Here is a 16470-nt window from a genome sequence, read left to right as displayed (position 1 = left end):
TCAGCGCCCTGCAATGTTTTTGAGCGCATCAATGACGCGGGTTGAGTCGTCATGGGTCATATCCGGGAAAAGCGGCAGGGAACAGATACGTGCGCTGTTCCACTCCGTATTGGGTAAAACAATCGGGAAGCGTTCGCGGTAGTACTTCTGCGTATGTGCCGCGCGAAAATGCAGGCCAGTGCCAATGCCCTGCGCTTTCAGGGTTTCCATCAGTGCGTCGCGGGAGATACCGCAACGTTGTTCATCAACGCGAATAATAAACAGATGCCAGGCGTGCTGATGCGGCCATGACGGCAGCGCCAGCGGCTGGAACGGGGTATCAGCCAGTTCCTGCAAATAGCGTTGAGCAATCTCCTGGCGGCGGGCATTGGCCGCTGGCAACTTGCCAAGCTGCACCAGCGCAATGGCGGCGTTGATATCGGCCAGGTTGTATTTAAAGCCAGGGGAGATCACTTCCGCCTGCGGCGCGCGGCCGTGGGTCTGCCGATCGTAGGCATCCACGCCAAGCCCGTGGAATTTCAGGCTGCGAATACGGTTGGCCAGTTGTTCGTCATCCGTCACTACTAACCCGCCTTCAGCGGAGGTCATGTTTTTAATGGCGTGGAAGGAAAAAATCGCCGTACCGCGCGAACCCACATGCTGACCTTTGTAGTAAGTTCCGGCCGCGTGTGCCGCATCTTCAATCACCGGAATACCGTGCTTCTCGCCAATGGCGCGAATGGCATCAATATCAGCAGGCGCGCCTGCGTAATGGACGGGAATAATGGCTTTGGTTCGTGGAGTAATCGCCGCTTCAACCGCTTCAGGGGTGACCATCAGCGTATCGCGATCGACATCGATCATCACCGGCGTCGCGCCGAGCAGGACGATCATGTTGAGAGTGGAAACCCAGGTCATCGACGGGGTGATCACTTCATCACCCGCACCAATCCCCAGCGCCATCAGCGTGACGTGCATTCCGCCTGTCGCAGAACTCACCGCAATCGCATGACGGTTACCGGTCAGCGTGCAAAAAGCCTCTTCCAGCGCCTGATTTTTCGGACCTGTCGTGATCCAGCCGGAAGAGAGCACTTGCTGAATGGCTGCGAACTCTTCATCTCCCATTGACGGGCGCGAGAACGGTAAAAAATCACTCATCATTTTTCCTTGGCGTCAAAGACGCATAAACAGACCGCCACAAAGACACTTTGCGGCTAGTGAGTAAAATGGCGGATGAATGTTAAACCACAATATAATGACTGCATTTTTTTATGCATTAATCATCATTCACAGTTGGTCGGTAGATGTTACCAAAGGAATATTAGGACAAGATTAAGAAAGCTGAGAAGTGACAAATTTAACAATTATAAAAAATATTTATTTTACAAAGCGTTAAATTGATGGAATAGAAAATTAAGCTGTGACAATTGTCAAAAAAATGAAACAATTAACGCCTCTGCGTTGTATACAAAGGCGTTTTCTTTGTTATTTAAACAGTACATCAACAAAAGCGGAAAAAATTAATATTGTTATGCAATTAATTATTTCTATCGTTACTGTTTAAATGTATTTTCTGAATAAGAAATCAGGATAAATTCTGCGGAAAATTAGCCGGTAATTCGCTGGCAGCGCAGTCAATCACGCTATCGTTATTCGCGCCGCAATCGCGCACAAACGTAATGGTGGCGAATTCGTCGATCACTTCGGTCGGATAAGCCGGGCCTGCCGCGCGGTAAGACTCCATCAGCGGAATGTGATCGTTCTGGAAGCAGACGGTTTTTTCCGGGTTGTTGATCACCCAGCGCGGGAAGAAGATAGTGCCGTGGAATAGGCGGTCGCCGAGGTTCACAATCAGGCTGACATCTGTGCCGGTCGGTTCAGTCCAGGAAATTTTATAAATACTTTCCCCCACGCGAACAATATACGCATGCTGGTTTTTCACCCAACGGTTCGCCACGATGCCGCTATGAATACGGTAATCAAGGGTTTCGCCGTTTTTCACGTAGATCTCGTAATTCCAGCCATTATCGTAGGTATAAACCAGATGTTTGCCGATAAAACCGCTCAAATCATGTTTATCAAAGGTGCTCATTTTTCATCTCCTCTGTTCGATAAGGTGATCCTACGCTCGTAAAAATCCAATGAATAACGCTATATTTGCATCACATTCATTCAATTTTTAGATGAGTTATGCACAAGACCACGCTGGAACAATGGACGCTGCTGCAAAAAGTGGTGGAACTGGGCAGCTTTGCCAAAGCCGCCGACGAAACGCACCGCAGCCAGTCATCCGTGAGCTACAACCTGGCGCTATTGCAGGAGAGGCTGGGCGTTGCCTTGCTGGTCCAGGAAGGGCGTCGCGCGGTGCTGACACCCGCGGGCGAACTGCTGCTCAACCAAGTGAAACCGCTGCTCAAAGCCTTCGACTGGGTCGAAACCCGCGCGGCAACGCTGCGTAACGGCATGCGCACCCGGCTGGATCTGGTAGTGGATAACATCTTTCCCCGCGCGCGCCTGTTCGCCATCCTGCGCCAGTTCCAGCAGCGCTATCCGCAAACCCAGGTGCGCTTGACCGAGGTGCTGGAAAACGCCTCTAACGAGCTGCCGGTGTATGCGCAGGCGGATGTGATGGTGCTGACTCGCCGCCAGGACACCACCGGGCGCGGCGAATGGCTGATGAATATCGATTTTGTCGCCGTCGCGCATCGCGATCACCCGCTGGGCGCGGCGCAACAGGTGAGCGAAGAGATGCTGGCCGAGTGGCCGTTAATCCGCATTGCCGAGAGCGATGCCCGGCAAAACCAGAGCGCGCAGGAGTCGTGGACTTTTTCCACCATCGATGCGGCGATAGAAGCGGTGCAGTACCAGGTCGGCTATGGCTGGCTGCCGGAAGAGCGCATTCAGCCCTTGCTGACAAACGGCGTGCTGAAAGTTCTGCCGCTCAGCCACGGCGCGCGACGCGCCACGCCGCTGCATCTGATCGTAAAAAAAGATCTCGCGCCGCTGGATGAACAAGTTGAGATGCTGTTACAGCTATTTAAGGCATAGCACCTGCACGCACATTATTCGCCACCGGGCGAAATCTGACCACAATCAGCGCGGTCTGCGCGCTCAACGCCGCCAGCCATCTTATGCGCCGCGCGCCGGGAGATAAATCCTTGTGATTCACATGGTTTTTGATCCAGGACAGGCCATAAGTATGATGAATAAATAAAATCGTCATACCTTCTCGCTACCGACTTTCGTCAGGGAATTCAACGTGTCCTTCTTTCGCCACGCCTCCGCGCTGCTGTTATGCGCCTCTTTTGCCGCCTGGGCGGCGCTACCCACATTGACCACCGCCTGGCCGGTGAATGTCGGCCCGCTCAACCCGCACCTTTATACGCCGAACCAGATGTTCGCCCAGAGCATGGTGTATGAACCGCTGGTCAAATATCAGGCTGACGGCAGCGTAAAACCCTGGCTGGCCACTCACTGGACGCACTCGGAGGATGGCAAAACCTGGGTGTTTACCCTGCGCGACGGCGTGCTGTTCTCCAACGGCGAGCCGTTTAACGCCCAGGCCGCCGCAGAGAACTTCCGCGCGGTACTGGAGAACCGCCAGCGCCATGCCTGGCTGGAGCTGGTAAACCAGATAACTGACGTCAAAGCCCTGAGCCCCAGCCAGTTACAAATCACCCTGAAAAGCGCTTACTATCCGTTTTTGCAAGAACTCTCCCTGCCCCGCCCGTTTCGCTTTATCGCCCCGTCGCAGTTTAAAAACCAGCAAACCATGAACGGCATTATCGCGCCGATCGGCACCGGACCGTGGGTGTTGCAGGAATCCCGGCTCAATCAATACGACGTCATGGTGCGTAACGAACGTTACTGGGGGGAAAAACCGACCATCGGCAAAGTTGTTATCAAGGTGATCCCCGATGCCACCAGCCGCGCGGTGGCGTTCGAAACCGGTGATATCGACCTGCTCTACGGCAACGAAGGGCTGCTGACACTGGATACCTTTGCCCGCTTCAGCCATAACCCGGCCTGGCGCACGCAGCTTTCCGCACCGGTAGAAACGGTGATGCTGGCACTTAACTCCACGCGTGCGCCCACCAGCGAGCAGGCGGTACGTGAAGCGCTGAACTACGCGGTAGATAAAAAAACGCTGATTGATGGCGCGCTCTACGGCACGCAGCAGGTTGCCGATACGCTATTTGCGCCAACGGTGCCTTACGCCAGTGTTGGGCTACAACCCCGCAGCTACTCGCCGGATCGGGCGCGGGCATTGCTGGAAAACGCAGGCTGGAGGCTGCCCGCCGGGAAAACCATCCGTGAAAAAGCCGGTCAGCCGCTACACATCGAGCTGGCGTTTATCGGCACCGACGCGCTGAGCAAATCGATGGCGGAGATAATCCAGGCCAACCTGCGCCAGGTGGGCGTCGAGGTGGCGCTGGTGGGGGAAGAGGAGAGCAGCATTTACGCCCGTCAGCGCGATGGCCGTTTCGGTATGATTTTCAACCGAAGCTGGGACGCGCCGTACGATCCGCACGCCTTTATGAGTTCTATGCGTGTACCGTCCCATGCTGATTACCAGGCGCAACGCGGCCTGGCGGATAAAGCAATCATCGATCGCGAGATCGGCGAAGTGCTGACCACCCGCGATGAGCACGCTCGTCAGGCGTTGTACCGCGATATTCTCACTCGTCTGCACAACGACGCGGTTTATCTGCCGATCAGCTATGTATCAACGATGGTGGTAGCAAAACCAGAACTGGGTGTGATTCCGTTCGCGCCGATTGCTTCTGAGATCCCCTTCGATCAGATTGCACCGGATGCGGCGCAATGAGCCGCTATTTACTCCGTCGTCTGCTTATCCTGATCCCGATGATCCTCGCCGCATCAGTGGTAATTTTCCTGCTGCTGCGCCTCGGCACGGGCGATCCGGCAATGGACTATTTACGCCTTTCCAGCCTGCCGCCAACGCCGGAGATGATTGCTGCCACGCGAGCGCAGCTTGGCCTCGACCAACCGCTGGCCGCGCAATATCTCCACTGGCTGTGGCGCGCGCTGCACCTCGACTTCGGTATCTCCTACGCCACCCAGCGCCCGGTGCTGGATGACGTGCTGCACTTTCTGCCCGCCACATTACTACTGGCGGGTGCAGCGCTGGCGCTGATTTTGCTCATCTCGGTGCCGCTTGGAATCTGGGCTGCTCGCCACCGCGACGGTCTGCCGGACTTTATCGTGCGCGCAATTGCCTTTCTCGGCGTGTCGATGCCCAACTTCTGGCTCGCTTTTTTACTGGTGATGTTCTTCTCGGTACACCTGCAATGGCTACCTGCGCTGGGTTACGGCGGCTGGCAGCACCTGATTTTGCCTGCGGTGTCGATTGCGCTGATGTCGCTTTCGATCAACGCCCGTCTGCTGCGCGCCAGCATGCTGGAAGCGGCGGGCCAGCGCCATGTCACCTGGGCGCGGCTGCGTGGCTTAAACGAAAAGCAGACCGAGCGCGGGCATATCTTGCGTAACGCCGGTTTGCCGGTGATCACCGCGCTGGGCATGCATATTGGCGAGCTGATTGGCGGCACGATGATCATCGAAAACATCTTCGCCTGGCCCGGTATTGGCCGCTATGCGGTGTCGGCGATTTTTAACCGCGACTACCCGGTGATCCAGTGCTTTACGCTGGTGATGGTGGTGGTGTTTGTTCTGTGCAACCTGGTGGTGGATCTGCTGAGCGCCGCGCTGGATCCCCGCATTCGCCATCATGAAGGAGCGCACTGATGCACTTTTTTCTTACCGCGCGCTGGCCGGTACGTGGAGCGATGCTGATCCTGCTCCTGCTGCTGGTGATTGCGCTGACCTGTCAGTGGTGGGTGCCGTTCGATCCGCAGGCGGTTGATCTGCCTTCGCGCCTGCTGCCGCCCGACAGCCAGCACTGGCTCGGCACTGACCACCTCGGGCGCGATATTTTCTCCCGGCTGCTGGCCGCCACTCGCGTATCGCTCGGCGCGGTGATGATTTGCCTACTGCTGGTGCTGGCGTTGGGGCTTGCAGCGGGCGGCTGTGCCGGATTGCTGGGCGGGCGCGTCGATCAGGCGATTATGCGCGTGGCGGATATTTTCATGACCTTTCCCACATCGATCCTGTCGTTTTTTATGGTCGGCGTGCTTGGCACCGGGCTGACCAATGTGATTATCGCCATCGCCCTTTCCCACTGGGCATGGTACGCGCGCATGGTACGCAGCCTGGCGATCTCCCTGCGCAGCCGGGAGTATGTACTGGCGGCGCGCTTAAGCGGTGCAGGCTACTTGCCGCTGTTTCGCGACCATCTTGCGGGCGCGGTAGTCCCCTCGTTACTGGTGCTGGCGACGCTGGATATCGGTCATATGATGCTGCATGTGGCAGGCATGTCATTTCTTGGGCTTGGCGTGACCGCGCCCACGCCGGAATGGGGCGTGATGATCAACGATGCGCGGCAGTTTATCTGGACGCAGCCCCTGCAAATGCTGTGGCCGGGGCTGGCGCTGTTTATCAGCGTGATGGCGTTTAACCTGCTGGGCGACGCCCTGCGCGACCACCTCGATCCTCATCTGGTTACGGAGCACGCACACTGATGCCTGGACAACTGTCTCTGGAGAGTCTCACCCTGCATGCCGAAAGGCCGCTGGTACAGGAGGTTTCGCTGACGCTGCGACGCGGGCGCGTACTGGCGCTGGTTGGCGGCAGCGGCAGCGGTAAATCACTGACCTGCGCGGCAGCGCTCGGCGTGTTACCTGCCGGTGTGCGGCAGGTAAGCGGCCAGTTGCGGCTGGATGCACAGCCCGTCACCCCGCAGGCCTTGCGTGGCATCACCGTCGCCACGGTGATGCAAAACCCGCGAAGCGCCTTTAACCCACTGCGCACGATGGCCGCGCATGCGCGGGAAACTTGCCAGGCGCTTGGCAAACCCGCCGATGACGAGACGTTAATTGCCGCGCTGCGCAGCGTCGGGCTTGAATCACCGCAGCGCGCGCTGGCCTGTTATCCCTTTGAGATGAGCGGCGGCATGTTACAACGCATGATGATTGCCATGGCGCTGCTCAGCGATGCGCCGTTTATCATCGCCGACGAACCCACCACCGATCTCGACGCCGTAGCGCAGGCGCACATCCTCGATCTGCTTGATGAAATCGTACAACAGCGCCAGCCCGGTATGCTGCTGGTGACGCACGATATGGGCGTGGTTGCCCGTCTGGCCGATGACGTAGCGGTGATGGATAACGGGCGAATTATCGAACACGGCCCGGTGACAGCGCTGTTTACGGCGCCGCAGCATCCTGTCACCCGGCAGTTAGTGGCGGCGCATCTGGCACTGTATGGCATGGAGCTGACGCAATGAATATTCTTGAGGTTAATGGGTTATCCCATCGCTACCAGCAACAGCCAGTGTTGCAACAGCTCTCCCTGCAACTTAAGCGCGGCGAAACCGTGGCGCTGCTCGGGCGCAGCGGTTGCGGTAAAAGTACGCTGGCACGGCTGCTGGTCGGGCTGGAAGCGCCGCACGCAGGCGAAATTTTCTGGCAGGGCGCGCCGCTTTCCCGGCTGAATGCCCGTACACGTAAAGCGTTTCGCCGCGATATTCAGATGGTGTTTCAGGATCCGCTCAGCGCGGTGAATCCGCGTCAGACGGTACGCGAGATCCTGCGCGAGCCACTGCGCCATTTGCTGGCGCTTAACAGAGCGGAGCAGCAGGCGCGTATCGCGCAGTTACTGCAAGATGTCGAGCTGGACGAAGCGTTGCAGCATAAGCGCCCGCCGCAGCTTAGCGGCGGCCAGCTTCAGCGCGTCTGTCTGGCGCGGGCGCTGGCGGTAGAGCCGGGGTTATTGATCCTCGACGAAGCGGTCTCCAGCCTTGATGGGGTGCTGCAAGCCGGGATGATTAATCTGCTGAAGCGCCTGCAACAGCGTACCGGCCAGGCGTGCCTGTTTATCACCCACGACCTGCGGCTGGTTGAGCGTTTTTGCCAGCGGGTGATGGTGATGGAAAACGGCAGTATTGTTGAAACCGTGGAGGTCGCCGCGCCGCTGCGCTTTACCTCCACCGCAGGCCAGGCATTACAACAGGCGGTACTACCCGCCTTCCCTTCACCACGACAAAGAAGAGCGCCATGCAACGCGTAACCATTACCCTTGACGATGATCTGCTGGAAACGCTGGATAACCTGAGCGAGCAGCGCGGCTACAACAACCGCTCGGAGGCGCTGCGCGATATTCTGCGCAGCGCGCTGACGCAGGAATCGACACAGAACAGCGAGCAGCAGGGCTATGCCGTACTCTCCTACGTTTACGAGCATGAAAAGCGCGATCTGGCGAGCCGCCTTGTCGCCACACAGCATCACCATCACGAGCTTTCTGTCGCCACGTTGCATGTGCATATCAGTCACGACGACTGTCTGGAGATCGCCGTGCTGAAAGGCAAAATGGGCGATGTGCAGCATTTCGCCGACGATGTGATTGCCCAGCGCGGCGTGCGCCACGGCCATTTGCAGTGCCTGACAGAAGAATAATTACACGGCGTAGCGCGGAGTGAAAAACTGCTCCGTCTGGCGCAGCGCGCGCTCAATACGTGCCGGATCGAGGGAAAACGGCAGGTGATCGGCCGCCGCCTTCGGGAAACTGATACTGCGCGCCACCGCCTGAATCACCGCCAGGCGGATCTCCTTTAACGGCGCCAGCGTCAGCGGCGCATCGTACTGGCGCAGCAGCGCCAGCAGTGTGGCATCCGGCGTGTCGCTGTCATTCTCCAGAAACGACTGTACCAGCAGGCTGTAGCCAACGCGTTCGCCGTGCAGCCAGTCGCGCAGCGCCGGTTCATAGGTCAGACGGTTATGAATCGCGTGCGCCACGCCGGGCGTGGGGATTTCACCACGAATACTGTTGGCCATACCGGCAACGGCAATATTGGCGTCAATAACGCTGATAAGCGCATCGCTGACCCGCTGCGCCTGATTATCCTGCAACGCCTGCTGACCGTGTTTTTCATAAATATCCACCGCCAACCGCGCAGTCTGTACTTTTAATTGCAGCGATAAGTTATCCGGCGCGTGTTGTAAATAGGGGCGGAATTCATACCATTTCGCTAGCGCATCAACGATGCCCGCTTTTAAATAACGCACATCGCTTTGCGCAATAATTTCACTGTCAACCAGCACCAGCCGCGGCAATGTTTTTAATGGCTGGCTGCGTATCTGCCCACCCTCTTCGGTGTAAAACACCGACAGCGGCGACCAGGCCGCACAGGTAGAGGCCACCGTCGGAATGGTGATCGATGCGCCACCGTCAAGGGCATCCGCCACCGCTTTGGCGGTATCCAGCACGCGCCCGCCGCCAACGCCAACGATATACTGCACGCCCAGTTTGTGCGCCCGTTTAACGTAGTGCGCCACGCGTTCATCGGTACAGTAACCGGTCATGATCTCCGTCTGCCATGCGATGCCGCTGTTGCGCAAACTGTTTTCCAGCGCCGGATTCACCCGCGCCCAGGCCTGCGCGCTGGTAATAATTAAAATATTTTGCGTCAGCGGCGCAATATATTCCCCTGCATCATGACGAATACCTGCGTGATGAAACCAGGTGTGCGGCGTTTTTATTGCAAGCATGAGATTGTCCATATTGAGAGGGATTAACAGCCGTTATTCCCTCATGCTACAAAAATAAAAATAAAAAACAATCTTTGCCATTTCCTGTATTTTCATATCGATAGAACAATATTAGCTATAGCGACAAATACCTTGCCGCCGATATATTCATCCGTGAAGATGCTGAGCAGAAAATAAATTTAACCATGCTTCTTTTTCATTTTTCACCGACAGGTAACAGCGTCTATGTCATCGCATCCCATCGATTTTCTGATTATCGGCAATAACTTCGCCACGCCGGAAATGCGCTCCATCTGGTCGGAGGAAAACCGTCTTCGCCAGCAGGCCGCCGTGGAAGTGGCGCTGGCCCGCGCTCAGGGCGAACTGGGCGTTATTCCCGCGCAGGCGGCGCAGGAGATCGCCGAGCGTGCGCAACCGCAGGCGCTGCAACTGAGCGATATCGCCACGCTGGCCGCGCAAATGAAACACTCGTTTATGCCGACCCTGACGGCGCTGCAACAGCAGATTGGCCCGGCGGGCGAGTATCTGCATTACGGCGCGACGACGCAGGATATTGTCGATACCGGCACGATCCTGCAACTGCGCGATGCGCTGACCATTATTCGCCGCGATACGGTGGGTGTGGCGTGCGCGTTGCGTCAGCTTGCTGAGCGGCATCAGCGCACGCTGATGGTCGGCCGCACCCACGGCATGCAGGCATTGCCCACCACGTTCGGTTTTAAGGTCGCCGTCTGGCTGGATGAATTTCTGCGTCACCTGACGCGCATTGATGAAATCAGCCCGCGCGTGCTGACCGGCAATATCAACGGCGCGATCGGCACCAATGCAGCGCTGGGCGATAAAGGGCCGGAAGTGGAACGCCGCGCACTGGCGCTACTGGGGCTGGCAAGCCCGAATATCGGCTGGCAATCGGCGCGCGATCGCCTGAGTGAATTCGCCTCGCTGGCGGTACTGATCAGCGGCTCGCTCGGCAAAATTGGCAATGAACTCTATAACCTGATGCGCACCGAAATCGGCGAAGTTGAAGAGCCGTTCAGCGCCGGGAAAATCGGCTCCACCACCATGCCACATAAACGCAACCCGGCCGCGATTGAAGGGCTGGCAAGCCTGACCGCGCCGGTGCGCCACAGCGCCGGGTTGATTTTTGAATCGATGCACGTTGAGCACGAACGCGACGCCATGAGCTGGCGGGCCGAGTGGCTGGCGCTGCCGGAAATCTGCCTCTACCTTTCGGCGCAACTGCAAAATGCGCAGGGCATTCTCAGCGGCCTGACGGTCAACGAAGCGAAAATGCGTACTAACCTGGATATTCAGGCCGGGCTGCTGCTCTCTGAACGCGTGATGTTTGAAGCGGGCAAAACCCTCGGCAAACAGACAGCACATCACCTGGTTTACACCTGCGCGATGGCCGCTTTTGAGACTGGTCGTGATTTTAAAAGCATGCTGGCGGAGCAGCCGGAAATCGCAGCGGCGATCAGCGGAGCCGATCTTGATGCGTGGCTTGATCCGGCGCGTTACCTTGGCAGCGCGGTGGAAAAAGTGAATGACGTCCTGCGCGCCGCCGATCGCTCCGCATTACTGGAGCCGCAATGAGCGAACACTACCGCCAGCTTACCGCTGCCGACAGCGAGATCTACCTGGCGTTGATGCTGGAAGCCTACGCGCAGGTGAAAGAGCTGGGGATCCATTTTGATGCTGCCACCACCAGCAAGGCGCAGGTGACGCAACACCTGCAACAGCACGGCGTCTGGGGGCTGTTTGTCGATGACGATCTGGCCGCCTCGATCACCCTGCGCTACCCGTGGGGGCCGCTGCCGGGGCCATTTGGTCTGCCGCATATCGGCTGGTTTGGCGCGCATCCACGCTATCGCGGCGAGCAGCGCGGGCGGCAAATCTACGACTGGGTGGAAACGCATATTCTGCGCGAGCAGCTTCGCGCCCCGGCGGTATCACTGGGCACCGCCATCAACCATCCGTGGCTGATCCCGTTTTATCAGCAGTATGGTTTTGAGCCTTCCCATGAAGCGGATCTGGGCAAAGGCCATATCACATTGTTTATGAAGAAAATCCTTGATAGCGCCGCCCACAGCGCGTGGCTGGCGCGTCAATCTCCCTGATGAGTAACCCTATGACTGATATCGCTGCATTATCCGGCTGGCTGACCGACTTTCGCCATGAATTACACCGTTTCCCTGAACTCTCTAACCAGGAGTTCGCCACCACCGCCCGCCTGCGCGCCGCGCTGGAAAAACACCAGATTCGTATTCTGCCGCTGGATTTAGCCACCGGGCTGGTCGTTGAACTGGGCGGCCAGCAGCCTGGCCCGCTGGTGGTGCTACGTGCCGACATTGATGCGCTGCCGATTGACGAAAAATCCGGTGTGCCGTTCAGCTCTGAGCATCCCGGCGTGATGCATGCCTGCGGCCACGACTTCCACAGCGCCAGCGCGCTCGGCGCAGCCATTTTGTTAAAAGCGCAGGAAGCCGAACTCCCGGGCCGGGTGCGCATTCTGTTTCAACCGGCGGAAGAGACGGGCCAGGGTGCGCCAGCAGTAATTGCCGCCGGCGCGCTGGATGGCGCAACGGCCATTTTTGGTATTCACAACGATCCGGCGCTGCCGGTCGGGGTAATGGGCAGCAAAGCCGGGGCGCTGACCGCCGGGGTTGACCGTTTCCGCATTGATATTACCGGCACCGGCAGCCACGCCGCGCGGCCGCACGAAGGCAATGATCCGGTGGTGATTGCCGGGCAGCTTATCACCACGCTGCAAACCTTAATCAGCCGCAATGTTCCCTCAGAGGAAAATGCCGTTCTGTCGATTACCCAGGTTCACAGCGGTAGTACCTGGAACGTAATCCCCGACAGCGCCTGGCTGGAAGGTACTGTGCGTACCTTTAGCCAGACGGTGCGCGAGCAAATCGAGCAGCGCCTGCGCGATGTACTCTCCGGGTTGGGCACGGCGTTTAACGCGCAAATCGCTCTCGACTGGCAGCCCGGACCGCCGTCGGTGGTCAACAGCGAAACGTGGGTTGATCTGGCGCTGAAAACCGGACGCCAGAGCGGTTTTGACGCCCGGCGTATTGCCGCCAACCCGATCGGCGAAGACTTCGCGTTTTACCAACAGCATCTGCCCGGCGCGTTCATCATGATCGGTTCCGGCGGCCCTTATGCCCTGCACCACCCGCAATTCCGCGTTGATGACGCGGCGCTGTTCCCGACGTCGCAATGGCTGGCAAACCTGGCCGTGCAGGCGCTAAAAAAGGCGGCAGAATGAGCGAACTGACCCAGGCCGTTGCGCGGCTGATTGTTGACGCTCAACCCGACGATAACGCGCGGGAGCAGGCGCGACGCGGCGTACTCGATTTCTTTGCCGTCGCGCTGCCGCTGGTGAACGGCACGCTGCCCGACACCACGCTGCTGGCGTTACGCAAGATTTGGCCGGGGCAGGATACCCAGTCACGCGCATTGCGTCTGGGCTACAGCGGGCATGCGCTGGATTTTGATGATTTTCATCCGGATTTTCGCGGCCACGTCGGAACGGTTATCCTCCCGGCGCTGCTGGCGTTGTCGGCGGCAGACGATATAACGGAGGGGTCACGTTTTCTCGATGCATTTGTGCTGGGGGTCGAGATGGCGGGTCGCCTCGGGCTGGCAGTGGGCAGCGGCCATTATGTGCAGGGGTTTCACAATACCGGCACGCTGGGCGCGCTGGCTGCAGCAGCCGCCTGCGCACGGCTGATTAACGCCAGCGCAGCGCAGACGGCAAATATCCTCGCGATTGCCGCAAGCCAGGCCGCCGGGCTGCGTGTGCAGTTCGGCGCTGATATCAAACCGCTGCACGCCGGGCTGGCAGCAAGAGCGGCGGTGACCACCGTGCAGTTGACACAGCATGGCGTGGAAGCGAAAACCGACGGCGCGCTGGCAGGTTTTCTCGCCGCCTATAGCCCGGCGACGGCCGATCCGGCAAAACTGACCGCAGGCTGGGGCGCGCCCTGGCGCATTATCACGCCGGGGCTGGAATTCAAACCCTGGCCGACCTGTAGCGGCACCCACGGCGCGGCGCTGGCCGCGCTGGATCTGCGAGCGCAGTGGCTGGCGGCGGGATTTTCCGTCGAACAGTTATTTGCTGAGGTGGAACAGATTGCGGTGGCCTTTCCGCCCGGCGGCGATGTGGCGGCGTTTATTCGCGCACCCGCGAACGGTGTTGAAGCCCGTTTCAGCCTGGAATATGTGATTGCAGAATGCTTGCTGGAAAAGGATTTACCGCTCGGCAGCTTCGGGCCCGGTGCAGTGAAAACCCGCACCGCCGGGCTGGCGGCCCGCATCATCCGTATACCGGATAACAGCGCTCCGCCCGATGCCCTTAACCCGTCAGCGCGTTTTCATCGCCTGACTTTAACCACCCGCTCCGGCGCGCAGTTTACCGCGCACGCCACGCGCCAGCAGTTACTGGCGCAGGGAGTGGATTTAACGGAGAAGCTGCGGCGCTGCCTGCCGCAGGTGGATGATGCCACCCGCGAACACTGGCTCGCGCTAACGCGTCTGGAAAACACGCAGGCGTTACCGGCATTACAGGCGCTGCTGCTGGTTTAGAGCGGCGCAAAAGCCTGCACTTCGCCGACATCGCCAGTGAAGAGGGAAACCTGCACCACAGTGATCTGTCCGCTGCACCCCTGACCTAATGATGAAGTGCCGATATCGCGCGTTAACACGTTGGGGTTGCCGTGGCGGCACAGTGGACGCTGCGCCAGCGGGTCGACGGGATCGTACCAGGCGCCTGTCGGAAGCTGGACGACGCCGGGCATAATATCGTCGGCAATCCGCACCGCTGCCAGTACCGCACCGCGCGTGTTATGCAGCATCACAATCGCGCCCTCATCAATACCACGCGCGGCGGCGTCTATCGGGTGCATCGTACACACCTCTTTCCCCTGCTTTTTGTGCCGTGCGCTGTGTCGCCCGTAATCAAGCTGGCTGTGCAGGCGGGTGGCGGGTTGATTGGCGATCAGCCACAGCGGATGCTGCGCGTCGGGCTGCTCGTCCGGCGTCAGCCACACTGGCAGACCTGGGCAATCCGGATAATTAAAACTGGCAATGGTCGCCGAGTAGATCTGGATTTTCCCGTCCGGCGTCGGTAGCGGATGCGCATCAGGATCGGCGCGGAAGCGGCGCATCAGCCGCCCGCCGTCGTCCACCTGCGGCAGTTGCAATATGCCTTCCCGCCAGAAATCGTCAAACGCGGGCGTGGAGACCCCTTCCTGCGTTAGTTTCTCCTGCATCTGACCGTACAGATGTTGTAACCACTCGCGCACCGTCCGGCCTTCGGTAAACGCCTCTTCACGCCCCAGACGGGCGGCAATATCGCGGAAAATAGCAAAGTCATCCCGCGCATGTCCCCACGGCTGCGCCACCGGGTGCATGGCGAACAGATAGCGATCGGTCGGCGCGCCGCCGATATCTTCACGCTCCAGCGTCATGGTGGCGGGCAAAATCAGATCCGCATGGCGGGCCGTGGCCGTCAGGCTGTGCTCATGAACGATTAAGGTATCCAACTGGCAAAACGCATGGCGCAGCCGCGCCAGATCCTGATGGTGATGGAACGGATTACCGCCCGCCCACCACGCTAATTTAATGTGTGGATAACGGCGACGCACGCCGTTGAAGTCGAACGGCTCGCCGGGATTGAGCAGCATATCGGCAATGCGCGCCACCGGAATAAGATCCTCCACGCCGTTGACGCCCTGCGGTAGCGCAGGAAACGAGACGCGGTTAAACGCTTTACCGTAATGCCCCAGCGCCCCCATCGCATAGGCGTATCCGCCGCCGGGCAGACCGGGTTGCCCCAGGGCGGCGGCCAGCACCAGGCCCAGCCATACCGGCTGCTCGCCGTATTGCGCCCGTTGCAGGGAGTGGGCGACCGTCACCAGTACCCGTTTACCGTGCAGACGCCGCGCCAGCGCGACAATCTTTTCCGCCGATACGCCGCAAATGGCTTCTGCCCATGCAGCATCGCGCACAGTGCCATCCTGTTCACCGGATAACGAAGCCACCAGCATCGGCCAGCCAGTGCAGTAACGGGCAAGAAATGCTTCATCGCTCAACCCTTCGCGCCACAACGTGTGAAGCAGCGCGAGGATCAAGGCAGCATCGGTGCCCGGACGCACCGGCAGCCACTCACCGGCGGCTTCCTGCGGCAAGTCGCTGCGCAGCGGGCTGACGGAGATAAACGTCGCGCCACGCGCGGCGGCCTGGCGCATATAGCCGCGCTCGGTATGTTCACTCATTCCACCGCTGGCGACCTGCGAGTTTTTCAGCGCCAGCCCGCCGAACGCCAGCACGATATCGCTGTGTTCGGCGATCTCGCGCCAACTTACGCCGCGCCGGGCGATCTCATCCTGCGGAGCAACAATGTGCGGCAGAATGACGCAGGCAGCGGCGGAGCTGTACGACCACACCGAGCGCACATAACCGCCGATAGTGGTGTTGAGAAAGCGATGAAGCTGGCTTTGCGCATGGTGAAAACGCCCGGCGCTCGACCAGCCGTAAGAGCCGCCGAACACCGCCTGCGGGCCAAAATTATCCGCCACACGTTTCAATTCACTGGCCGCCAGATCCAGCGCCTGCTCCCAGCTAATAGCGATGTACTCATCTGCGCCGCGGCGCGCATCCGGGCCAGGGCCGTTCTCCAGCCAGCCTTTACGTACCATCGGCTGCGTGACACGCGCCGGGTGGCGCAGCGTATCAGCAAGGTTTTCCAGCAGCGGGCTGGGATCGGGATCGCCGGGAAACGGCGTAATCTGCAGTTCGTCGCCGCTATCGGAGGCGGTGAATGCCCCCCAGTGCGAGCTGTGGGTAACAGAAGCCATAA

The 16470-nt window shown here is 59.1% G+C and carries 16 protein-coding genes; 11 read left to right on the top strand and 5 right to left on the bottom strand.

Going from position 1 to position 16470, the window contains the following annotated elements:
• Together arnB and Y71_RS01275 are read right to left on the bottom strand one after the other, a co-directional pair.
• Nucleotides 1–1137: a UDP-4-amino-4-deoxy-L-arabinose aminotransferase gene (gene arnB, locus Y71_RS01280; RefSeq protein ID WP_007369654.1), complete on the bottom strand. Its 1137-nt coding sequence runs from the start codon at nt 1135–1137 to the stop codon at nt 1–3.
• 427 nt (nt 1138–1564) lie between these two features.
• Nucleotides 1565–2071 carry a phenolic acid decarboxylase gene (locus Y71_RS01275; RefSeq protein ID WP_007369652.1) on the bottom strand — a complete coding sequence of 169 codons (507 nt, stop codon included), beginning with the start codon at nt 2069–2071 and terminating at the stop codon, nt 1565–1567.
• Nucleotides 2072–2169: 98 nt separating this feature from the next.
• Here Y71_RS01275 and Y71_RS01270 point away from each other — a divergent pair, with 98 nt between their 5' ends.
• Nucleotides 2170–3027, top strand: a complete 858-nt coding sequence (locus tag Y71_RS01270) for a LysR family transcriptional regulator (RefSeq protein ID WP_007369651.1) — start codon at nt 2170–2172, stop codon at nt 3025–3027.
• On the opposite strand, the gene Y71_RS01265 is transcribed toward Y71_RS01270, so the two are convergent.
• The gene (locus tag Y71_RS01265; RefSeq protein ID WP_007369650.1) at nt 3017–3202 is read right to left on the bottom strand and encodes a hypothetical protein; all 186 of its coding nucleotides are present in this window, start codon (nt 3200–3202) and stop codon (nt 3017–3019) included. The genes Y71_RS01270 and Y71_RS01265 overlap by 11 nt on opposite strands.
• A gap of 36 nt (nt 3203–3238) precedes the next feature.
• Here Y71_RS01265 and nikA point away from each other — a divergent pair, with 36 nt between their 5' ends.
• Genes nikA through nikR form a run of 6 tightly spaced genes read left to right on the top strand, consistent with a single transcriptional unit; the run spans nt 3239 to nt 8510 of the window.
• Nucleotides 3239–4807 (top strand): nickel ABC transporter substrate-binding protein, encoded by a 1569-nt coding sequence (nikA, locus tag Y71_RS01260; protein ID WP_035941982.1) that lies wholly within the window; start codon nt 3239–3241, stop codon nt 4805–4807.
• A complete protein-coding gene (nikB, locus tag Y71_RS01255; RefSeq protein WP_007369648.1) occupies nt 4804–5745 on the top strand; it encodes a nickel ABC transporter permease subunit NikB in 942 nt (313 codons plus the stop codon). The genes nikA and nikB overlap by 4 nt, the downstream gene beginning before the upstream one ends.
• On the top strand, nt 5745–6578 hold the full coding sequence (gene nikC / locus Y71_RS01250; protein ID WP_007369647.1) for a nickel ABC transporter permease subunit NikC: 834 nt from the start codon (nt 5745–5747) through the stop codon (nt 6576–6578). The genes nikB and nikC overlap by 1 nt, the downstream gene beginning before the upstream one ends.
• On the top strand, nt 6578–7342 hold the full coding sequence (nikD, locus tag Y71_RS01245; RefSeq protein WP_007369646.1) for a nickel import ATP-binding protein NikD: 765 nt from the start codon (nt 6578–6580) through the stop codon (nt 7340–7342). The genes nikC and nikD overlap by 1 nt, the downstream gene beginning before the upstream one ends.
• On the top strand, nt 7339–8124 hold the full coding sequence (gene nikE / locus Y71_RS01240) for a nickel import ATP-binding protein NikE (RefSeq protein WP_007369645.1): 786 nt from the start codon (nt 7339–7341) through the stop codon (nt 8122–8124). The genes nikD and nikE overlap by 4 nt, the downstream gene beginning before the upstream one ends.
• Nucleotides 8112–8510 (top strand): nickel-responsive transcriptional regulator NikR, encoded by a 399-nt coding sequence (gene nikR, locus Y71_RS01235; protein WP_007369644.1) that lies wholly within the window; start codon nt 8112–8114, stop codon nt 8508–8510. The genes nikE and nikR overlap by 13 nt, the downstream gene beginning before the upstream one ends.
• Here the strand turns inward: nikR and Y71_RS01230 are convergent, their stop codons facing one another.
• Nucleotides 8511–9602, bottom strand: coding sequence for an iron-containing alcohol dehydrogenase family protein (locus tag Y71_RS01230; RefSeq protein WP_007369643.1), 1092 nt, complete (start codon nt 9600–9602; stop codon nt 8511–8513).
• A 225-nt stretch (nt 9603–9827) separates the two neighbouring features.
• On the opposite strand from Y71_RS01230, the gene purB reads away from it, so the two are divergent.
• Genes purB through Y71_RS01210 form a run of 4 tightly spaced genes read left to right on the top strand, consistent with a single transcriptional unit; the run spans nt 9828 to nt 14195 of the window.
• Nucleotides 9828–11195: an adenylosuccinate lyase gene (gene purB, locus Y71_RS01225; RefSeq protein WP_007369642.1), complete on the top strand. Its 1368-nt coding sequence runs from the start codon at nt 9828–9830 to the stop codon at nt 11193–11195.
• On the top strand, nt 11192–11719 hold the full coding sequence (locus Y71_RS01220; protein WP_007369641.1) for a GNAT family N-acetyltransferase: 528 nt from the start codon (nt 11192–11194) through the stop codon (nt 11717–11719). The genes purB and Y71_RS01220 overlap by 4 nt, the downstream gene beginning before the upstream one ends.
• Nucleotides 11720–11730: 11 nt before the next feature.
• The gene (locus Y71_RS01215; RefSeq protein ID WP_007369640.1) at nt 11731–12876 is read left to right on the top strand and encodes an amidohydrolase; all 1146 of its coding nucleotides are present in this window, start codon (nt 11731–11733) and stop codon (nt 12874–12876) included.
• A complete protein-coding gene (locus Y71_RS01210) occupies nt 12873–14195 on the top strand; it encodes an MmgE/PrpD family protein (RefSeq protein WP_007369639.1) in 1323 nt (440 codons plus the stop codon). Before Y71_RS01215 ends, Y71_RS01210 begins: the two co-directional genes overlap by 4 nt.
• Here the strand turns inward: Y71_RS01210 and Y71_RS01205 are convergent.
• Nucleotides 14192–16468: a molybdopterin-dependent oxidoreductase gene (locus Y71_RS01205; RefSeq protein ID WP_007369638.1), complete on the bottom strand. Its 2277-nt coding sequence runs from the start codon at nt 16466–16468 to the stop codon at nt 14192–14194. The genes Y71_RS01210 and Y71_RS01205 overlap by 4 nt on opposite strands.
• Nucleotides 16469–16470: the final 2 nt, after the last annotated feature.

This window comes from Kosakonia radicincitans DSM 16656 (assembly GCF_000280495.2).
Lineage (GTDB): Bacteria > Pseudomonadota > Gammaproteobacteria > Enterobacterales > Enterobacteriaceae > Kosakonia > Kosakonia radicincitans.
The sequence above is the reverse complement of the archived record's forward strand: the minus strand, read 5'-3'. Positions and strand labels throughout refer to the sequence as shown.